The organism is Glutamicibacter sp. NPDC087344, from assembly GCF_044744225.1.
Classification (GTDB): Bacteria; Actinomycetota; Actinomycetes; order Actinomycetales; family Micrococcaceae; genus Glutamicibacter.
The window spans coordinates 24,530-40,592 of sequence record NZ_JBIUXY010000013.1; the positions used below are offsets into that span (position 1 = coordinate 24,530).

A 16,063-nucleotide genomic window follows, 5' to 3' on the forward strand; every position below is an offset into this window, starting at 1 on the left:
GAAAGCTGTTAAGCCGGAACTGAGTTGGACTCTTCGTGCTGCCGACGCAGCAGTTCGTTGCGGGCTTGCCTGCGTTGAGCTTGACGGTCCGGGTCGGGGACCGGGGAGGCGAGCAGGAGCCGCTGCGTATAGGGGTGCTGCGGTTCATGGGTGACCTGCAAAGCAGCTCCCTGTTCGACAATTTCACCGTGATACATGACCGCCACCCGGTGGCTGATGTGGCGCACCACGTCCAAGTCATGGGAAACAAACAGGTAGGAAACGCCGGTCTCCTGCTGAATCTGCAAAAACAGGTCAAGTACTTTCGCCTGCGTTGTCAGGTCCAAGGCGCTCACTGGTTCATCGCAAACGATGAGTTTGGGGGACAATGCCAGGGCCCGAGCAATCGCTACACGCTGGCGTTGGCCGCCGCTGAATTCGCGCGGCAACCGATGCAGCGCGTCGGCGGGCAGGTTGACCTGATCGAGAAGTTCCTTCACCCGTTTGCGGGCCGCCGCCGGTTCCAGACCTTGGACGCTGAGCGGTTCCGCGAGGATGTCTCCAACTTCCAAGGCGGGGTTCAGCGAGGTGTAGGGGTCTTGGAAAACCACCTGCAAATCCCGGCTGAGTTCGCGGCGTTGTTTGCGAGTGGCCTGGGTGATATCCGATCCCTCAAGAAAGATCTTTCCACCGGTGACCGGTGCCAGCCCCAGCACCGCGCGACCCAGCGTGGTTTTTCCGGACCCTGATTCACCCACGAGGCCAAGGGTCTGCCCGCGGCCAATCTGGATATTGATGTTGGTCAGTGCCCTGAACGACTTGGACATGAACCGCTTGCTTTTGTAATCGACAATGAGTTCTTGAACCGAAAGCAGCGGCTCTGAAGGGGTAACGCTCATCGGATGTTCTCCTCAATACCGTGACCGACCAGTTTGGTCATGGGTTCTTTGCCCTCGAGCATCGAGGAGAGCAGGGTACGGGTATAGGCTTCGGCTGGCTGACGCAGAATCTCGCGGACCGTTCCTTCTTCGACAAGGCGGCCGTTTTGCATCACCACCACCCGATCGCAGATGTCGGCCACGACGCCAAAGTTGTGGGTCACCATGATGACCCCGATGTTCAGCCGTTGTTGCAGTTCACGCAGCAGGTCCAGCACATCGGCTTGAACGGTGACATCCAGGGCGGTGGTGGGTTCATCGGCAATCACGAGATCAGGTTCGCAACTGATGGCCCCGGCGATCAGCACACGCTGAGCCATGCCGCCGGATACTTCATGGGGGTAGGCCGCAAAGGTTCTGTCCGGGCTGAGAATTCCTACGTCACCCAGCAGCTTCAGGGCACGTTCCTTGGCTTCGGTTTTGGAGATCCCCAAAACGCGCACCATCGGGGTGACCAGCTGATACCCGATGGTGAACGCCGGGTCGAGGTTGCTCATCGGTTCCTGCGGAATGTAGGAGATCCGTTTTCCGCGCAGGGTGCGCAGGAAGTCTTGCGACACCGCGCTGTGTCCGGGGGCGACGGTGTATTTCCCGTCGAACTGGATGCTGCCGGCGGTAATCAGTGCGTTTGACGGCAGGAGGCCCAGGATGGAGAACGCGGTTTGGGACTTCCCCGATCCGGATTTACCCACGATTCCGAGGATCTCTCCACGATCCACGTGAAAACTCACGTCGTCAACGACCTTTTTCACGCTTCCATCTGCCTGTGGGTAACCCACCGCAAGATTGGTGACCTTGACCAGGTGGTGCTCGGTGCCCGCCTGAACAGCAACCGCGGGTTTACGGCCTTCGCGGGGTGTGTTCTTGGCCTTCGCCAAAGTTTTGGCAACACCCTTGGATTTGATCTTCTCGCCGTCTTCCAAGGCATCACGCAATGCGTTTCCCAGCAAGACCAGTGCCCCGATGGTCAGTGCCATCGCGAAGGCCGGCCAGAACAGCAGGGTCGGTTCGAGGTAAACATTTTTGAATCCCTCGCTGAGCATCACACCCCAGGTCGCTTTGGTGGGGTCGCCCAACCCCAGGAACTCGAGCGCCGACTGGATGCCGATGGCCACCCCGGCAATGGCTGCGGTTTGGATGATGATCGGTGCGCGAACCACCGAGAACACATGCCGGGTGATGATGCGGGCATCCGATAATCCCGAGACTCGAGCCGCGTCAACATAAAGTTCGTGGCGCACCGCCTGGACCGCCGAGCGTGTCAGGCGGAAATACGACGGCGAAATCAAGACACCGAAGGCGATCATCGACACCCACACCGATGGGCCAAAAGCGGCCCTGATGGTCAGCAGGACAATCAGCCCCGGCAGGCTCATCAAGATGCTGACTATCCAGTTCGAAACGCTTTCAAAGGTCCCGGCGTAAAACCCCGCGATCAGCCCGGCAGGCAATCCAATGGCGATTGCCACGGCTGCGCAGAGCAGCGCAGAAGCAAGTGTCAACTGGCCGCCGTAAAGCAGGCGGCTGAGAACATCTCGGCCCGAGCTGTCGGTCCCCAAGGGGTTCTCGCTATCTGCGGCCGCGAGGGTTTTGGCGATATTCGCGTAGTTCTGGTCAAAGGGGGCCAGCACCGGTGCCAACACCACCGCAAGCACTACCAGGGTGAGGATTCCCAGCGCAATTAAGCCCATCGGGTTCTTCAGCAGGCGACGCAGCGCGGTTGAGCGCACCACGCTCCCGCTTTGGCCCGTGGGGACCGGGTTCTTTTCCGGGGTTGTCCCCAAAACTTGCACGGCTTCGCTCACGATACACGCACCTTCGGGTTGAGCCAGCCGTTGAGGATATCGACCAGCAAATTGACAATAATCACCACGACCACGGTGTACATCACGACCCCCATGACCACTGGAAGATCCGACTGATTGGTCGCCGTCACTGCCAGCGGTCCGATGCCTGGCAGTGCGAAAATCTGTTCAATGATCACCACACCGCCGAGCATTCCGATCAGCTGCAGGCTCAACACGGTCAACCCGGCTGGCGCCGCCGAGCGCAGCACATGTTTGAACAGGATTTCGTTTTCGCCGATTCCGCGGCTGCGCAGTGTCCTGACGTAGTCCCGTTCCAGCTGTTTGATGACAGCGCTGCGGATCTGCTGCGCCCCGCCGGTCACGCCGTTGATCAGCAACGCGATAATCGGAAGTGTCATGGAGTAGACCCACGTGGCGGCCCCGGAACCCGGGGAGATGGTGCTTGTTGCCGGGAAGATCCCCAGCTGAATGGCGAACACCGTCACCAGGATGATGCCAATCACGAACCCCGGGATCGAATCCCCGATGACGGCACCCACCTGGACAACCCGGTCAACCCATCCGCGTTTGACCGCAGCCAGCACACCGATCAGGGTCGCGACCACGGCGATGCAGAGCATCGCAATCAGCACCATGGTGATGGTGACCGGGATGCGGGTGGCCAAGGACGTGCTGACCTGCTCCGAGGTGAACCATGAAGCACCCAGGTCGCCGCGCAGTGCGTCGCCAACCCAGCTGAGATAACGCAAGGCCAGCGGCTGGTCGAGTCCCAGCTCCTGTTCCTTCAGCGCGACCTGCTCTGCCGAGGCGGTCTCCCCCAGGATGTTGCGGGCAATACTTCCGCTGGAGACGTACAGCAGCGCGAAGGTCAGCATGGACACCACAAAGAGGACAATCACCCCGCTGCCCAGGCGTTTGGCGATAAACGAAATCATGTTCGCCGCCTACTTAGCCGGGGAGTAGTTATAGATCGACGGCACGGCCTGCTGGATCTGCGGGACAACATCAACCTTGTCGTTGTGGAAGTACATCTGGTTCACCCGGAACAGCGGAGCGAACCAAGCGTTCTCGACGACATACTTATTAACCTCTTGGGCCAGTTCACCAGCCTTGTCACCGCCGGCACGCACCTGATCGATCTCGGCCTGCAATTCCGGGGGCATGGTCTTGAACGGGTTGTACAGTGCGTCGGTGGAAATGATCTGGTCGATTGCCACGGTTGGTTCGCCCTGGAACAACGAGAAAAACAGGCTGGTGTATTTCTGCGCCGCGACGTCGCTGGTGAGCGTGCTGGTGATGGCCGCTCCGATATTCAAGGTGATCCCCACGTCAGCCAGCTGCTGCTTGACCACGGAGAGCTGGGTTTCGAAATTCTGCACCCCAGGAATGTCGACGGTGACACCGTTTTCATAACCCGCTTCTTTGAGCAGCTCCTTGGCCTTCTGGGGGTTGTAGGTGTAGTAGTTCTCCAGTTCTTCACTCCAGGCCCCGCTGGCCTTGCCGAAGGGTTGCGAGGTTGCCGTTCCCTGACCCATCATGACTTGGTCGAGGATGGTTTCCCGGTCAAATGCATAGTTGATGGCCTGGCGCACCCGCACGTCCTTCAGCGCCTCATTTTTGGTTCCGTCGCGATCCAGCAGGAGCAATCCCTGCCAGTCGACTTCGTTGGTTTCCAAGGTCATGTTCGCGGCCTCGGCTTGCTTCGCGTTTTTCGGGTCGAGGATCGTTGCATCAACCTGGCCGGAGACCAGCGCGTTGGTGCGGGCGGTCACATCGGTCATGATCTTGAACGATAGTTTTGAGAACTTCTGCAGCTCGGGGTTCCAGTAGCCTTCGCGTGCGTTAAAAAGTGTTTGGGATTCCTTCACGGATGACGCTTTGTCCATGACGTAGGGGCCCGAGCCTACCGGCTCGGTCACGATTGCCTCGGTACCGATCGCCGCGGGGCTGCCCATGAGTCCGGCGGCTTGGCTCAAGAAATATTCCATGGCCGGCTCGGGTTCGGTGAGGTCGATTTCGATCGTGTCTTCATCAACAACCTTCACTTCCTTGACCGTTTTCAGTTGGGCCATCTGTGGTCCGTTGGCCTCGCGGAAATGATCGAGATTGGCCTTGGCCGCCTCGGCGTCGAAAGCCTCGCCATCGCTGAACGTGACATCGTCGCGCAGGTCCATCGTCAGCACCGTGTTCTCGGAGTTGTAGCTCCATTCGGTGGCCAGCATGGGGCTCAGCGTGCCATCTGGTTCACGCAGGATGAGCGAATCGTACACCGCCTGATACGGCTGCAACCCATGCCCGACATGCGCCTGCGCCGGATCCCACGACCGCACATCCTGGATGGTGCCTAGGGTCAGGGTGGTTGCCGCGGCATTCGCGGCACCGCCGGCGGGTTCGCCGCCTCCCGCACAGGACGTCAGAACGAGGCTCACACCTAGAGCGGCAGCGCCGACGGCGGCCTTTGGACCAGGTTTCATTGATGGCTCCTTGAGAACGGTAATCAAAGGGTGGAAAAACGTGGTCTATGCCACATTTTGATCAAGACTAAAGACAGGTGTTCAGCGACGGCAATCGGTTGGCAAAAGTTGCACGGAACCCAATTTTCCACGCGCCAAGGCGCGCCAAATCACTCCCCCGACACGGTCGAGGGAGTGATCATATTTCGGAATTAATTAACCGGAAATTTCGAAATCGTACTCGCTTTGACGATAGATTTCTTTGACGACATCCAGCGATTTCACGGCTTCGCTGGCGTTAATCCAAAATGGTTCGGGAGCATCGAGAGATGCGTAAAAGTCCGCAATGAGCAGCGCGTGGGAGGCGCCCCAATAGTCGCGTCCGGAAGTCGCAGAGTTGTTACTCGCGAGGTGCTCCACACGTCCGTCCGGGTGCCTGACCGTTAGCTCCGCTTCAAGGCTCAGCACCGCTGTCTCCGTCACAATCTCCAGCGCCACCGGAGCGTTGTGTGCGTGCCCCAGGGTCGCAAAGAAAACGCTGGACGCGCCACCTGCGTGTGTTGCCGCGAATTCTGCGGTGTCTTCCACCTCGATGACCGCGCCAAGGCTCCTGGTTGACGCGCGACCACGAACTTCCTGCACCTCCCCGATGAGCCATTGGAGCAGGTCAACGGTGTGAATTGCCTGATTCATCAGCAGCCCGCCCCCGCCACCGGACCAGCTGCCTCGCCACGGGCGATTCAGGTAATAATCGGCGGTGCGGTGCCACAGGACCGTCGCCGAAGCGCCCAGCACCCTCCCGTACCGTTCTTCGCGCAGCACCCGATGCAGGGTTTGGCTGGTCGGGTTGTAGCGGTTCTGGAAGCACACCCCCAGCTTGGCGGTGCTCTCACGCTCGGCCTCCAGCAATTGCTGGGCGGCCAAACGGGTGTGGGCCAGCGGCTTCTCGGTCAACACGTGGATACCTTGTTCCAGGCACTGGATCGCAATGCGCGCATGCTGGTCATGCGGTGTGCACACATGCACCACATCGGGTTTTGTTTGCGCGATCATCTCCTGGACATCGGAAAAACCCACGATCGAATGGCTAGCACTCGCTTCCTTCAGACGGCCTGCGTCGGTATCGCATACGGCGACCAATTCAATGTCTTTTAGAGACCGAATTGCCTCGAAATGAACACTCGAAACATCGCCGCAGCCAATAATTGCCGCTCTTTTCATTCCCGCTCCCTTGCGTGATGTGGCGCTTAATCTTCTGATGACTCAAAGGTGATCGCATGATTGCGGGCAAGGTGGCTAAAAGCCCGCGCTGCCCGTCCGAAGGCCACCGGGCCGGAGAACCCTCCCAGGTGATGGGCCTGCGCCAAATGCGGTTCCAGCGATGCGAAGCCGGTGTAGCCATCCGCGGCCAGAGCCGCAATGGTCTGCGGCAACTGCCCGTCGCCCTGGCCGGCGGGCACAACTGCTCCGGTGCTCGCCACGGCATCTTTAACCTGGAAGTACTCCAAGTAGGGGCGGAGCAGGGCATATCCGTCGTCGAAGGGACGGGTGCCGACCTGGACAAAGTTCGCGTTGTCCCACGCCACCCGCAAGGCCGGAGAATTCACTGACGAAACGATGTCCAGGACCCGCGCCGGGGTGTCCCCGTAGATATCCTTTTCGTTCTCGTGCACCAAAATGACACCGGCCGCCTCCGCTTCTGCAGCAAGCGCGGTCATACGCTCAATCACTGCCTGGCGAATCTCATCCTGCGTTTGGTTCTCCCCGCGGTAGTACGAGAACACCCGAATGTATGGGGCGTTCAGGGTTTTGGCCACCTCGATGATCTGACGCAGCCGTTGCACCTCGTGCTCCACCGGCAATGAGACATCTACCTTGCCGATAGGGGAGGCGATGGCAGAGACCTTCAGTCCTTTATCGTGCAGGATTCCGGCCAGCTTCTGGGTCAGCTGGGTATCAAAGTCCGCAACGTTGATTCCCCAGGCGGAGCGAACCTCGATGTGCGTCGCGCCCAGCGCGAGCAAAACGGTTGCTTGGACCGCGGGGTCCGGATCAATTTCATCGCCGAATCCGGACAGGGTCCAGACACTTGGCTCGGTGGCAGGCAAGGTGCTCATTGGCCGGTTCCTTCGTTTGCGGCGCCTGCGGGACGGGCACCTGGGTTGTTGTAGCGGGCAGCAAGCCAGTTCGCGGCCTCAATCGCCAGCTGCTCCGGTGAGGCGGCAATGTCGAACCGGGCTCCGGGTTCCTGCGGTGAAAGTTCTTCAAGCGTGTCCAGCTGGGAATCCAGCAAACCTGGCGGCATGAAGTGACCGGGCCGGTCCTGAAGCCGGGCCGCCAGTACTTCACGACTACCGCTCAGGTGCACAAACACGGTGTCTGGCGCGTAGTTGAGGATCTGTTCCCGGTAGCGGCGCTTCAGCGCCGAACAGCCGATTACCGCGGAACCTGCCGATGCCGCCAGACGCTGGCCGACCAGGGCCAGCCATGGCTCACGATCCGCGTCATCCAACGGAATTCCGGAGGACATTTTCTGAATGTTTTCCTGCGGGTGAAGGCTGTCGCCGTCGAAGAATTCGGCACCAAGTTCTTTGGCGAGCAGCGCGCCGACCGTTGATTTGCCGCATCCGGAGACACCCATCACGATGATGTGATGTGCGGTGCGGGCATCGGGTTGCGCAGTCAATGTTTCGGCGCTCACCAGTCGTGGACCGTTCCGTCGATCAGGCGGTTGTACGGAAGATAGGCCTGCTGGTACGGGTAGGCCGCGGCCGCTTCTTCATTAAATTCAACACCGAGTCCGGGTTTGTCCCCTGGGTGCAGGTAGCCGTCGGTGAAGGTCATGGACGCTTCGAACACGGTGTTGGTGGCATCCGAGTGCTGCATGTATTCCTGGATACCATAGTTGTGAATTGCCAATCCCACGTGAAGCTGGGCGGCGAAACCGACCGGAGAAATATCCGTTGGGCCGTGGAATCCGGATTTGACCTGATACTGGGCCGCGTAGTCCATGACCTTTTTCAACGGGGAAATCCCGCCAAAGTGGGTGGAAGCTGCGCGTACGTAATCGATAAGTTGTTCCTTGATCAACGCCTGGTAGTCCCAGACGGTGTTGAAGATTTCACCGATCGCCAATGGCGTGGTGGTGTGCTGGCGGACCAGTCGCAACGCTTCCTGGTTTTCCGCCGGGGTGCAGTCCTCCAGCCAGAACAGGTCATAGGGTTCCAAGGCTTTGCCGAGCTTGGCCGCTTGGATGGGGGTCATCCGGTGGTGGCCGTCGTGCAGCAAAGGCAGCTCGGGGCCGAATTCGTTGCGAACAGCCTCGAAAACGGTGGGCAGGTGGCGCAAGTAGGCGCGGGTATCCCAGTCTTCCTCCACCGGGAAGGCCCCGCGGCCAGCCGGCTCGTAGTCGTAGCGTTCCCCCGATGACTGGGTTTGCGCGGCCACACCGTAAACTGCCTTGATGCCCGGTACCGCGGTCTGCACCCGGACGGATTTATACCCCAGCTCCAGGTGCTCGTGGATGGATTCGAACAGTTGCGGAATATCGGTGCCCGAGGCATGCCCATAGGCGCGCAGCCCGGTGCGCGAAGCTCCGCCCAGCAGCTGGTAGACCGGCATGTTTGCGGCCTTGCCCTTGATGTCCCACAACGCCATATCAACCGCGGCGATGGCGGCCATGGTGATCGGCCCGCGGCGCCAGTAGGAGGAACGGTAGAGGAACTGCCAGGTATCCTCGATGCGGTGCGCGTCCTTGCCGATCAACAGCTGGGTGACGTGGTCTTTGAGGTAGGAGGCCACGGCCAGTTCACGGCCGTTGACGGTGGCGTCACCGATGCCAACCAGCCCGGACTCGGTGGTGATTTTCAGCGTAACGAAATTGCGCGACGGGCTGGTGACAAAAACTTCTGCCTTGATGATTTTCATGCTGTTCCTTCTGCCGAGTCAGGGCGTTGCCGCCCCACGGTACTGACGTTGTCGGGAGCCATCGCGGCCAATTCGGCGCGTAGCTCATGGATGGTGGTGATGGCGTGGGCATCCGCAGCCAGCTGCGTATCGATGAGTTCCACCAGCGCACAAGTTTGGGCCTGGCTGCCGGCTGCCGCCTCGCGTGCACCCAGGATTGCACCGATCTGTTGCGCCGCCGGGTCAACAATCTGAATCCCGGCCTCGTATTGGGCGGCCAGCTGTTCTGCCCATGCGGCGATCGCGCGGAGCGCCGCCACGCCGTTTCGCCCGGCATGTTGTTCTGCCCGATACACCGGCACCGCGCGGGCGGCCAGCTTCAGCGTTCCGTCCATGGCGATCTGCGAGAGGTTGTGCGCGATCCGCGGGTTCGCAAACCGTTCACGCAGCGCCTGGCGGTAACCGGGCACATCCAGCCCGGGCTCGGTCAGGTGCCTCGCGGCGGCGTCCCAAAATTGTTCAACCCAGTCGGACACCACGGGATCGGCCAGCGCTTGGGCTACGGTGTGGTGCCCGCGCAGGGCGCCGGCGAAGGACATCAGCGAATGCGCACCGTTCAAAAGCCACAACTTGCGGCGTTCAAAGGGACCCAGATCCTCAACGAATACGGCTCCGGCCCGCTCCCATTCCGGGCGCCCGGCAGGGAAGTTCCCGCACAGCACCCAAGAGCTGAATGGCTCGGTAACCACCGGGGAACGATCCATGAATCCGGTGGCCGCGGCCACCGTTTCCCGGTCTGCCACGGTACTGCGTGGGGTAATCCGGTCGATCGAGGTGTCCACAAAGGACACATTGCCCTGAATCCACGCAGCCAGCTGCTCGTCGACTTCTGCGGCCATCCCGAGCAGTGCCGCACGCGCCACCTTCCCGTTATCCGCAAGGTTGTCGCAGGACACCACGGCCAGGGGCCACCCGTCGGCGGCGCGGCGCGCGGCCAGTGACACCAGAAGCCGGGCCGCGGTGGTGTTCACGTGCAGGTGATCGAGTTGTTCAGCGGTGCGGGCGAAGACTCCCCCGCCCCATGCGGCGCGCAGCACCTGCAGGTCTTCGGCGACCTGGGAGTCGTCGAGGTTCAACGTCGGTTCGGCGGCCTGCGGGTCCATCCGGTATCCCGCCTCGGTGATGGTCAGCGTGATGATGCCGACCGAGGGGCTTTCAAGCAACGTGCATAACGCTGCAAGATCCGCGCCATCGTGCGCTTGGACGATCACGTCGAGAACGTCAAAGCTGTCCCCCTCGGCATGCCGGTTGACCAAGGTATACAGCCCGTCCTGGGCCTCCAGTTCGGTGGCCGCCGCGGCGCTGCGTCCGGTGAAGGCGGCAATCCCCCAGGCTTCGGCGCCCAGCCGGTTGGCTTGCCAGGTGTACCAGGCCTGGTGGGCCCGGTGGAATGCGCCCAGCCCAATGTGCACGATGCGCGCCGCGGCCGCGGGAGCCGGGTGGGTGGCGCGGTTCAGTTCTACCGCCGCGGTGGTTTCGGCGCTCACAGTTTAAAGGCCCTTCGTGGTGCGGCATCAACAATGTCCACGATGATCTCGTGGGCTCGTTCTTCGGTGATCCGGTGTTCTGCCACCAGCCGAGCCAAAAATGCCGCTTCGGTACGCCGCGAGGCATCGTGGCGGGCCGGGATGGAGCAGAAGGCGCGGGTGTCATCGATGAATCCGGAGGATCGGGAGAATCCAGCGGTCTCGGTGACCGCGGAGCGGAAACGCAGCATTGCATCGGGCGCATCCAGGAACCACCAGGGGGCGCCGATGTACACGGAAGGGAAAAATCCTGCCAGCGGCGCAATCTCTCGGGAAAACACGGTCTCGTCAATGGTGAACGGGATGAAGTGGAAACCGGGCGCGGTACCGAAGTCCCGGAGCAACGGCTGCAGGCCGGTTGAAAAATCTACCGCGAACGGGATGTCGTGGCCGGTATCGGCCCCAAACGCAGCCAGCGTTGAAGGGTGGGTATTACGGTGCACCCCGGCATGCATGGTCATCACCAGCCCGTCATCCACCGCCATGGCCGCCTGCTGATACATCATGTGGGCCTCGAAGGCCTGTGATTCGGCCCAGGTGGCGGTCCCTGCCAGCCCCTTGGCAAACAGGGCCGAGGCCTGTGCGTCATCCAACCTGAGCGTGTCGGCGTTATGCGAACCGTGGTCTGAGGAGACCGCGCCATGCTCCACAAAGTAGCGGCGGCGATTGGCCATCGCGGCGAGGTACCCCTGGTAACCGGTGGCACCGTCCCCGGCCTCGTCAATCAGGCGGTTGACATTCTGCGCAAACTGGGGCGCCCAGAACTTGATGTAGGCATCCGGCCGGAAGGTTGGCAGCACCCGGGGTGCAAATGAAGGATCCGCGGCCAAACGTTGGTGGGCTGCCAAATCATCCAGCGGGTCGTCGGTGGTGGCAAGCACCTCAATGTTAAAACTGTCCATGAGCGCCCGCGGGCGAAAGCCCGGGTCATTAATTTTTGCCTGCACCGCGTGGAAGGTCTGTTCCGCGGTTTGGGCCCGGAGGTCCAGGTCGTCCAGGCCGAACACCTCAACCAGCTCCTGGCGTAGCCAGTATCCCGAGGCGGTGCCGTCGAAATCGGCAAAGTGTGCGCAGAAGATCTTCCAGGCTTCGAGCGCGCTGGTGGTGTCGCTCCCGCCAACCCGCAACCGGTCGAGGCTGACCCCGTTGGCATGCAGCAGCCGGGTGACGTAGTGATCCGGGCTCAGCAGCAACGTGGTCGGGTCCGGGAACGGGACGTCGTCGGCGATCATCTCCGCCGGCACGTGGCCGTGCGGGGAGATGATCGGCAGGTTTTTCACGGCTGCGTGCAGCGACCGGGCAATCTGGCGCACCGCGGGATCCGCGGGAAACAGGCGATCTGGATGGTTCGAAATCGAGGATGGCATACCTCGATCCTGAAGGCCGGGAACCTAGCACGGCAACAAGTTGCCATGAGTTGCCCCACGGCTCACCCGGCGGTGATCCTAGCTGGTGGGGCGCGGCCCGGTGGAGGCCCGCACCGCCAACCGGGTGGGAAGCACGACCGGCCGTTCGGGGACCGAGGCGGTGCCCCGGGCGATGGCCAGCAGGTTGCGCACCGCTGCCACCCCCAGCGCGTGCAGCGGCGCGGCAACACTGGTCAGCCCGGGGGTAACCAGCTGCGCATCGGAAGAGTTGTCGAAGCCGATAATGCTCATGTCCTGCGGAATCGAGTAGCCATTGGCCTGGGCCTGGCGCATAAAACCGATGGCCAGCTGGTCGTTGTAGGCAAGCACCGCGGTGGCTCCGGAACCCAGCACCTTGCCCGCAATGGCGGCGCCGCTGTCCATATTCGGCACCCCCGGGGTGAACGCGGTGAACTTCATGCCGAATTCCGCCGCGCATTCCTTCAGGGCACGCCACCGCATCCCGTTGGCCCAGGAGGCGTCGGGCCCGGCCAGGTAGGCGATGTCGTTATGCCCCAATAACCTCAGGTGCTCAACCGCCCGGTAGACACCCTGCTCATTGTCCGTGACCACGCTGGCCACCCCGGTTACCCCGCGGTTCATCACCAGGGTTGGTTTCTGCTTGGCCATTGAGCGAATGGCGGCGTCCGACATCCGGGAGCTGGAGAGCACAATCCCGTCAACAATATCCATGGACCGTTCAATGGCTTCGCGTTCAATGATCCCGGATTCCCGGGTGTGCGCCAGCAACATGGTGTAGCCGTTTTTCGCGGCTTCTTCCTCCGCCCCGCGGATCATTTCAAAAAACACCGGGTTGGAAATGTCGGCGACCACCAACGCGATGGTGCCACGGCGTTGCCGTCCCTCGGCCAGCGGGCGGCGGATTTCCACCGACCGGTAACCGAGCTCGGCGGCGACGGCGCGGATCCGTTCAGCCGTGGCAAAACTAACCCGCCCGGGCCTGGCAAATGCACGTGAAACGGTAGACGCTGACACTCCGGCTGCGCGGGCAACGTCATAGATTGTTGCGGCGCGCTGGCCGGATTCGTTTTCCTCCATGATCTAAGTGTGCAACTGAGCGCCGGAATATTCCACGTGCAGGGCAACTTGTGGCAATCGGTGGACGCCCCCGGTGAGCTGCGGCTAGCGGGCCACCGACTGAGCCAGCAGTTCAATCACGTGATGGTACTCCTTGCCGGTCGCTTTGCTCATTCCCAGCTCGCAGGTGCGGTTGCAGGAGGCGTGGGCTTCGGCATCCAGTTGGAGCACCTCCGCGGCTTCGCGGGCGGTGGCCGATGCAGTCAACTCCGGGTGCAGCATCCCGCGGTCCCCGGCGTAGGCGCAGCACCCCCAGTTCACCGGCACGTTGACGGTATGGGCGATCACCTGCGCGACCTTTTCCAGATATGGATTCAATCCCATCTGGGTTGAGGAGCATGTGGGGTGCAGGGTCAGCGAGGAGATTTTGTCCCCGGCCGGCAGCTTGTCCAGCAGCTGTTGCGAGGTAAACGCCAGCAGGTCGATCACCTGGTAGCCGTGCTCCTGGAGGGTGTGGGCGAAGCCCTCGGTGCAGCTGGACGCATCGGAGATGATCGGCAGGTTCTTCCCTGGCAGCGCCGCGGCCACCTCGTCCAGCACCCGCTGCGCCATGAGGTCGTGGCCCTGCGCGTAGCCCTTGGAGGTCCACGGGGTGCCGCAGCACATCGATTCGATTCCCTGCGGCACATACACCGAAACCCCGGCGGCGTGAAGCAAGGCGGTGAAGGCCGCGGAGACCCCCTGGCCGTCGCCGGCGGGACCGAACATCGAGTTCACGCAGGCCGGAACATAGATAGCTAATGGTTCTGTCCCCGGCGCCCCCAGGTTGCCGGCCAGCGGCTTGCGGGCCTTGCCGCCGCCGGGCAATTCGCTGTCATAACGCGGCATCAGATCGGTGCTGACGATCTTGCGGGCCACGTCGGTCACGCCGCGCACCAGCCCCACGGGGAACTTGTCCGCAACACTCAACGCCAGCGATCCGGCCCGGGTCGCCGCGCCCCAGCCCTTGGCCGCGGTGTTGAACCCGGCGGCCACGGCGGGGTTCGAGTCCTCGCGGCGCAGGCGTTTGACCAGCAGGCCGGTGTTGATGCCCACTGGGCAGGCGGTGACGCACATGCCGTCCACGGCGCAGGTCTGCACCCCGTTGTATTCGTAGTCCTTTTCCAGTTCCGCGACCAGTTCATGGTTGCCTTCGGCCTGCGCCTTGGCAATGGCGCGGCGCACCACAATTCGCTGGCGCGGGGTGAGGGTCAGGTCCTTGGAGGGGCAGACCGGTTCGCAGTAGCCGCATTCAACACAACGGTCGGCTTCCACCTCAATGGTTGAATTCAGTTTGATATTCCGGATGTGCGCGGCATGGTCTTCCTCCACGATAACCCCGGGATTCATCATCAGCTTGGGGTCGCAGGCGGCCTTGAGTTCCAGGTGCACCTTGTACAGCTCGTCTCCGTATTGGGCGCGGACAAACGGCGCCATGGCCCGTCCGGTGCCGTGCTCCGCCTTCAGATTCCCGCCCTTGGACAGCACCAGCTGGACCATCTGGTCATTAAAGCTGTTGTAGCGGCTTAACGCCTGCTCGCCCTCGAAACGGTCGGTGAGCATAAAGTGGATGTTTCCGTCCTTTGCATGGCCGAAAATCACCGAGTCCTCATACCCGTATTCGGTGAAGAGCTCTTGCAAACTGGCGCAGGTTTCGGCCAGCGACGGCACCGGAACGGCCACGTCTTCAAGCAGCGCGGTGGTCCCGGAGGCACGCGCCCCGGCCACCGACGCATACAGGCCCTTGCGGAATTTCCATGCGGACTGGCGGTTTTTCGCATCCGTGGACAGCTGGGCCGGGGCACGCAGCGCGGCAGCATCCAGCAGTTCCTGCCCGGCATCCTGGAGCCCGCGCAGTTCTTGCTCGTGATCCGCGTGATACTCGATGAGCAAAGCCGCCTGCTGCTGAACCTCGAATCCCATGATCGCCTCGGGCACCCCCGGCAGCGACTGTCCCACCCGAAGCGAGGTGGAGTCCATGAGTTCCAGGGTCGCCGCGCCCGAGTCGAGCAGCTCGGGCAGCGCACGGGTGGCAAGGTCCAGGTTGTCGAATACCGCGAGGGTTGCGATGGCCAGTTTGCGGATCGGCACGGTGCGGAACACCGCCTCGGCCACAAATGCCAGCGTTCCCTCCGAGCCGATGATCAGGTGGGCCAGCAGCTGCGCCGGCGAGTCGAAGTCCAGGAAGGCGTTGATGCCGTAACCCATGGTGTTTTTCAGCGAGAAATGCTGGTTGATTTTCGCCACCGAGTCAGGGTTTGAACGCACCCGGTCTCGCAAGGTGTCCAGGGTGGCAACCAGCCTCGGCTCGACAGCCGCCAACTGCGCATCGGCATCCGGCGCGGCGGTGTCGATCATGGTGCCGCTGGGCAGCACAAAGGTCATGGATTCCAGGGTTCGGTAGGTATTCAATTCGGTCCCGCACGCCATCCCGGAGGAATTGTTGGCAATCACTCCGCCGATGGTGCAGGCCGCCTCGCTGGCCGGGTCGGGTCCAAGTTTGCTGCCGTAGACTCCCAGCCGGGCGTTCACCTGGCGCACCGTGGCGCCGGGCTGGACCCGTACCCGTTTCCCCTCATCCAGCACGGTGATGCCGCGGAAATTTCGACGCACATCGATCATCAGCCCGTCGCCGCTGGCCTGACCCGCCAGCGAGGTCCCGCCCGAACGCAAGGTCACCGGCTGGTTGTTGCGGTTGGCGGCGGCCAGCAGCTGGGAAACTTCGCGGGCGTCCTTGGCCACCACCACCGCCTGCGGGGTGTAGAGGTAGTGCGATGCGTCCGAGGCATAGGCCACGCGGTCAATGGATCGGGTCATCACCCGCTCCGGATCACCGACCAGGTCGAGGATGCTGGATGAAACCGTGGTCTCACCGAGTGCTGGCGTGCTCAATGCCATGGTGCGCTCCTG

12 protein-coding genes are annotated in these 16,063 nt (G+C 62.1%); all 12 read right to left on the reverse strand.

The annotated features are described in order from the left end of the window. Window positions 1-8: 8 nt before the first annotated feature. Window positions 9-878, reverse strand: coding sequence for an ATP-binding cassette domain-containing protein (locus ACIOWL_RS18670; RefSeq protein ID WP_400388637.1), 870 nt, complete (start codon window positions 876-878; stop codon window positions 9-11). After that, window positions 875-2,608 (reverse strand): dipeptide/oligopeptide/nickel ABC transporter permease/ATP-binding protein, encoded by a 1,734-nt coding sequence (locus ACIOWL_RS18675; RefSeq protein WP_400388861.1) that lies wholly within the window; start codon window positions 2,606-2,608, stop codon window positions 875-877. The genes ACIOWL_RS18670 and ACIOWL_RS18675 overlap by 4 nt, the downstream gene beginning before the upstream one ends. 110 nt (window positions 2,609-2,718) lie before the next feature. Further along, complete coding sequence (locus ACIOWL_RS18680) at window positions 2,719-3,660, reverse strand: ABC transporter permease (protein ID WP_400388640.1); 942 nt, start codon at window positions 3,658-3,660, stop codon at window positions 2,719-2,721. A 9-nt stretch (window positions 3,661-3,669) separates the two neighbouring features. Further along, window positions 3,670-5,199 (reverse strand): ABC transporter substrate-binding protein, encoded by a 1,530-nt coding sequence (locus tag ACIOWL_RS18685; protein ID WP_400388642.1) that lies wholly within the window; start codon window positions 5,197-5,199, stop codon window positions 3,670-3,672. A 195-nt stretch (window positions 5,200-5,394) separates the two neighbouring features. Continuing rightward, window positions 5,395-6,399: a Gfo/Idh/MocA family protein gene (locus tag ACIOWL_RS18690; protein ID WP_400388644.1), complete on the reverse strand. Its 1,005-nt coding sequence runs from the start codon at window positions 6,397-6,399 to the stop codon at window positions 5,395-5,397. 26 nt (window positions 6,400-6,425) lie between these two features. Continuing rightward, window positions 6,426-7,295, reverse strand: a complete 870-nt coding sequence (locus tag ACIOWL_RS18695; protein ID WP_400388646.1) for a sugar phosphate isomerase/epimerase family protein — start codon at window positions 7,293-7,295, stop codon at window positions 6,426-6,428. Next, window positions 7,292-7,879: a gluconokinase gene (locus tag ACIOWL_RS18700; protein ID WP_400388648.1), complete on the reverse strand. Its 588-nt coding sequence runs from the start codon at window positions 7,877-7,879 to the stop codon at window positions 7,292-7,294. Before ACIOWL_RS18700 ends, ACIOWL_RS18695 begins: the two co-directional genes overlap by 4 nt. Next, window positions 7,876-9,105, reverse strand: a complete 1,230-nt coding sequence (gene manD / locus ACIOWL_RS18705; protein ID WP_400388650.1) for a D-mannonate dehydratase ManD — start codon at window positions 9,103-9,105, stop codon at window positions 7,876-7,878. The genes ACIOWL_RS18700 and manD overlap by 4 nt, the downstream gene beginning before the upstream one ends. After that, window positions 9,102-10,631 (reverse strand): mannitol dehydrogenase family protein, encoded by a 1,530-nt coding sequence (locus tag ACIOWL_RS18710; RefSeq protein ID WP_400388652.1) that lies wholly within the window; start codon window positions 10,629-10,631, stop codon window positions 9,102-9,104. The genes manD and ACIOWL_RS18710 overlap by 4 nt, the downstream gene beginning before the upstream one ends. After that, window positions 10,628-12,037, reverse strand: coding sequence for a glucuronate isomerase (uxaC, locus tag ACIOWL_RS18715; protein WP_400388653.1), 1,410 nt, complete (start codon window positions 12,035-12,037; stop codon window positions 10,628-10,630). The genes ACIOWL_RS18710 and uxaC overlap by 4 nt, the downstream gene beginning before the upstream one ends. Window positions 12,038-12,115: 78 nt before the next feature. Further along, complete coding sequence (locus ACIOWL_RS18720) at window positions 12,116-13,135, reverse strand: LacI family DNA-binding transcriptional regulator (RefSeq protein ID WP_400388655.1); 1,020 nt, start codon at window positions 13,133-13,135, stop codon at window positions 12,116-12,118. Between the two features lie 84 nt (window positions 13,136-13,219). Continuing rightward, window positions 13,220-16,051, reverse strand: a complete 2,832-nt coding sequence (locus ACIOWL_RS18725) for an FAD-binding and (Fe-S)-binding domain-containing protein (RefSeq protein ID WP_400388658.1) — start codon at window positions 16,049-16,051, stop codon at window positions 13,220-13,222. Window positions 16,052-16,063 lie beyond the last annotated feature (12 nt).